Source organism: Stenotrophomonas sp. YIM B13575, from assembly GCF_042787595.1.
Taxonomy (GTDB): Bacteria; Pseudomonadota; Gammaproteobacteria; order Xanthomonadales; family Xanthomonadaceae; genus Stenotrophomonas; species Stenotrophomonas lactitubi_B.
In genome coordinates this window covers 1-4,571 of the sequence record NZ_JBHZOP010000074.1, presented here as the reverse complement: position 1 = coordinate 4,571, position 4,571 = coordinate 1, and the positions used below count along the sequence as shown (strand labels likewise).

At 67.4% G+C, this 4,571-nt stretch carries 6 protein-coding genes; all 6 read left to right on the top strand.

The genetic code is table 11. From position 1 onward, the window contains the following. The first annotated feature begins 228 nt into the window (after positions 1-228). The gene (locus ACFX4F_RS13105; RefSeq protein ID WP_025877902.1) at positions 229-849 is read left to right on the top strand and encodes a LemA family protein; all 621 of its coding nucleotides are present in this window, start codon (positions 229-231) and stop codon (positions 847-849) included. A gap of 3 nt (positions 850-852) precedes the next feature. Beyond that, positions 853-1,737, top strand: a complete 885-nt coding sequence (locus ACFX4F_RS13100; RefSeq protein ID WP_380655932.1) for a TPM domain-containing protein — start codon at positions 853-855, stop codon at positions 1,735-1,737. Continuing rightward, entirely contained in the window at positions 1,737-2,231 is a 495-nt protein-coding gene (locus ACFX4F_RS13095; protein ID WP_099820257.1) for a TPM domain-containing protein, read from the top strand. The genes ACFX4F_RS13100 and ACFX4F_RS13095 overlap by 1 nt, the downstream gene beginning before the upstream one ends. 84 nt (positions 2,232-2,315) lie before the next feature. Further along, positions 2,316-3,203, top strand: coding sequence for a prolipoprotein diacylglyceryl transferase (gene lgt / locus ACFX4F_RS13090; protein ID WP_380655928.1), 888 nt, complete (start codon positions 2,316-2,318; stop codon positions 3,201-3,203). After that, the gene (locus tag ACFX4F_RS13085; RefSeq protein ID WP_380655925.1) at positions 3,200-3,994 is read left to right on the top strand and encodes a thymidylate synthase; all 795 of its coding nucleotides are present in this window, start codon (positions 3,200-3,202) and stop codon (positions 3,992-3,994) included. Before lgt ends, ACFX4F_RS13085 begins: the two co-directional genes overlap by 4 nt. Positions 3,995-3,999: 5 nt before the next feature. Continuing rightward, entirely contained in the window at positions 4,000-4,491 is a 492-nt protein-coding gene (locus tag ACFX4F_RS13080) for a dihydrofolate reductase (protein WP_380655936.1), read from the top strand. Positions 4,492-4,571 lie beyond the last annotated feature (80 nt).

Here is a 4,571-nt window from a genome sequence, read left to right as displayed (position 1 = left end):
GGTGGGTTGGCTGGGGGCGTGAGCCGCATGGATGCGGCGACCGAGCTTACATGGACGTACTTGCAGCGGCCCCCAGCCAACCCACCCTCCCGGCCACCACCCGATAGCCAGCCACGATCCACCGCGGAGGGGGCGGCGCCCGATGGCCGACGATGGCCGACACTCTCCACACGTCCGTTAACACCGACCATGGCATGCTCGGCGCTCAGTCCACCCGGAGCCTTGGCCATGCGCCTGCTGACCCGCCTCATTCCCCTGTTGCTGCTGGCCTCCCTGCTGTCCGGCTGCGGCTACAACGCCATCCAGCAGAAGGACGAAGCGGTCAAGGCCAGCTGGTCCGAAGTGCTCAACCAGTACAAGCGCCGTGCCGACCTGGTACCGAACCTGGTGCAGACCGTGAAGGGTTTCGCCAGCCAGGAAGAGCGCGTGCTGACCGAAGTCACCAATGCCCGCTCGCGCGTTGGCCAGATCAACGTCAACGCCGACGATGAAGCTTCGCTCAAGCAGTTCCAGCAGGCCCAGGGCGAACTGGGCAGCGCGCTGTCGCGCCTGCTGGTGGTCACCGAGAACTACCCGGTGCTGAAGTCCGACCAGAACTTCCGCGATCTGCAGGCGCAGCTGGAAGGCACCGAGAACCGCATCACCGTCGCCCGTGGCCGCTACATCCAGCAGGTGCAGGACTACAACACCTACATCCGCTCGTTCCCGCAGCTGATCACCGCCAAGATCTTCGGCTACCAGCCCAAGCCGAACTTCACCGTGGAAAACGAAGCGCAGATCTCCAACGCGCCGGCGGTTGATTTCGGCAACGCGCCGCAGCAGCAGCCCGCCCCGGCCCCGGGCCACTGACCGATGCGCCTGGCCACCACGCTGCTGGCCCTGTTGCTGTGGCTGCCGTTGGCCGTGCAGGCGCAGACGCTGGCGCCGATCCCGGCGCTGGATTCGCCGGTGGTCGATACCACCGGCACCCTGGATGCCGCGCAGAAGCAGGCGCTGGTGCAGCAGGCGTTGGACCTGCAGCAACGCAAGGGCAGCCAGATGCAGGTGCTGGTGGTGCCGACCACGCAGCCGGAAGACATCGCCCAGTACACCACCCGCGTGTTCGACCAGTGGCAGATCGGCCGCAAGGGCGTGGATGACGGCGTGCTGCTGGTGGTGGCCAAGGACGATCGGAGGGTGCGCATCGAACCGGGCTATGGCCTGGAGGGCGCGATTCCCGATGCGATCGCCAACCGGGTGATCCAGGAGTACCTGGTGCCACGCTTCCGCGCCAATGACTATGCCGGTGGCATCACCGACGCCACGGCGATGCTGGTGAAGATCATCGACGGCGAGCCGCTGCCGGCGCCGGTCAGCAGCCAGCAGGGACGCGCGCCCGACGGCGGCGGAGATACGTGGTTCCTGGCGTTGTTCATCGGCGTGTTCGCCGGCAGCATCCTGCGTGGCGTGTTCTCCCGCGTACCGCGTCCGCTGCGCGGCCTGCTCGGCGGCGCCGGTGCGGCCGTTGCGGCCTTCCTGTTCACCTCCACGCTGCTGGCCAGTGGCCTGGCCGGCGTGGTCGGCCTGGTGGTGGCGATGCTGTCCGGCCATCCGGGGCGCTTCGCCGGCGGTGGCGGCTGGGGTGGAGGCAGTTGGGGCGGTGGCGGCTTCGGCGGCGGTGGTGGATTTGGCGGTGGCGGCGGCTGGGGTGGCGGCGGTGGCCGTTCCGGCGGTGGCGGTGCGTCGGGGGGCTGGTGATGATCCAACGTCTGTGCAGGCATCTGTTTTCGCCATCGGTACGCCGAGCGTTTCCGCCGGCCACGCTGCAGGCGATCACCGAGGCGATCGCCGCGGGCGAGCGGCGCCATGGCGGCCAGGTGATGTTCGCCGTCGAGGCCGATCTGCCGCTGCACGCGCTGTGGCACAAGGTCACCCCGCGGCAGGCGGCCGAGCATGCGTTCGCCCGCCTGCGCACCTGGGATACCGCGCACAACAACGGCGTGCTGATCTACCTGCTGCTGGCCGACCATGCCATCGAGATCGTCGCCGACCGCGGCCTGCAGGGGCGGGTCGCGCCCGAGCAATGGCAGCGGGTCTGCACCCACCTGCGCGAGGGCCTGCGCGGCTCCCAGCCGGTGGCGGCGCTGCGGGATGCCATCGATGAGGTTTCCACCCTGCTGGAAGGGCACTTTCCGGCCTCGGCGCGGTCCGATCAGGACGGCCTGCCGGACACGCCGCAGATCCTGGGCTGAAGCCCGGCAATCGCGTGACCGGGGCCGCCGCGAGGCCGCTCCCGGGCGGCGCTAGAATATCGGCATCCCTGCAAGGCGCCCTTCATGATCTATTTCCACGACATCGACCCCATCGCCCTTTCGTTGGGACCGATCAAGGTGCACTGGTACGGCATCATGTACCTGCTCGGCTTCACTGCCGCCTGGCTGCTGGGGCGCAAGCGCATCGCCGACGGGCGCCTGCCGGGGGTCGATGCCAACGGCTTCTCCGACCTGCTGTTCTACGCCATGCTCGGCGTGGTGCTGGGCGGGCGCATCGGCTACATGCTGTTCTATGCGCTGGGTGATTTCCTGCACAACCCGCTGCTGCTGTTCAAGGTGTGGGACGGCGGCATGAGCTTCCACGGTGGCCTGCTGGGTGTGATCGCCGCCTGCTGGTGGTGGTCGCGCAAGCACGCGCTGCACTTCTTCGACACCATGGATTTCATGGCGCCGCTGGTGCCGCTGGGCCTGGGCTTTGGCCGCATCGGCAACTTCATCGGCGCCGAGCTGTGGGGCAAGTACACCGACGGCAGCTGGGGCGTGGTGTTCCCGTCCGGCCTGCCGGCACCGCTGAACCAGCTCGACCACGCCACCCTGCAGTCGCAGTTCGCCAGCGGTGCGCTCAACCCGTTCGCCCGCCACCCCTCGCAGCTGTATGAAGCGCTGCTGGAAGGGCTGGTGATGTTCGTGGTGCTGTGGACGGTGTCGGCCAAGCCGCGCCATCGCTATCTCATCGGCGGCCTGTTCGCGCTGCTGTACGGCATCTTCCGCTTCGCCGTGGAGTTCGTGCGCATGCCCGACAACGGCGTCTATGTGGCCTTCGGCTGGCTGACCAAGGGCCAGATCCTGTGCGTGCCGCTGATCGCCTTCGGCCTGGTGCTGCTGGTGATGTCGCGCCGCGCGCCGGTGCTGCAGCCGCAGCCGCTGGTGGTGGCGGAGGGCAAGGCATGAAGGCCTACCTGGACCTGCTCTCGCACGTGCTCGAACACGGCGCGGAGAAGAGCGACCGCACCGGCACCGGTACCCGCAGCGTGTTCGGCTGGCAGATGCGCTTCAACCTCAGCGACGGCTTTCCGCTGGTCACCACCAAGAAGCTGCACCTGCGCTCGATCATCCACGAGCTGCTGTGGTTCCTGAAGGGCGATACCAACATCGGTTACCTCAAGGACAACCAGGTGCGTATCTGGGACGAGTGGGCCGACGACAACGGCGACCTCGGCCCGGTGTACGGCAAGCAGTGGCGCAGCTGGGCCACGGCCGACGGCGGCAGCATCGACCAGATGCAGTGGCTGGTGGACGAGATCAAGCGCAACCCGGATTCGCGGCGGCTGGTGGTCAGCGCCTGGAACGTGGGCGAGCTCTCGCAGATGGCGCTGATGCCGTGCCACAACCTGTTCCAGTTCTATGTGGTGGACGGCAAGCTCAGCTGCCAGCTGTACCAGCGCAGTGGCGACATCTTCCTCGGCGTGCCGTTCAACATCGCCAGCTACGCACTGCTGACCCACATGGTGGCGCAGGCCACCGGCCTGGGCGTGGGCGATTTCGTGCATACGCTGGGCGATGCGCACCTGTATTCGAACCACTTCGAGCAGGCGCGCGAGCAGTTGTCGCGTGAACCGCGCGCGCTGCCGACGCTGTGGTTGAACCCGGGAGTGACCGATCTGTTCGGCTTCCAGTTCGATGACATCCGCATCGACGGCTACGATCCGCATCCGGCGATCAAGGCGCCGGTGGCGGTGTGAGTACGATAAAGCTGTCGATGGTGGTGGCGCTGGATCGCAATCGCGGCATCGGCCAGGGCAATGCCATGCCCTGGCACCTGCCGGATGATTTCAAGCACTTCAAGGCGTTGACCCTGGGCAAGCCGATCCTGATGGGGCGCAAGACCGCCGAATCGATCGGACGGGTGCTGCCGGGGCGGACCAACCTGGTGCTGACCCGCAGCGGCCAGGTGCCGTTCGAGGGCATGCGTGCGGTGGCCTCGCTGGACGAGGCGAAAGCGATTGCACAAGGCGAGGGCGCCAGCGAACTGTGCATCATCGGCGGTGGCGAGATCTTCCATCAGCTGCTGGACCAGGCCAGCGATCTGTACCTGACCTGGGTCGATGCCGAAGTGCCGGCCGACACCCACTTCCCCGAGGTGGACGCGCAGGACTGGCAGGAAGCGAGCAGCGAGCCGCACCCGGCTGACGAACGCCACGCGTACGCGTTCCGCTTCGTACATTACGTGCGCAGCTGAGCGCGGAGTCCGGTAGAGCCGAGCCATGCTCGGCTGCTTTTGGCGGACACAAATCGCAGCCGAGCATGGCTCGGCTCTAC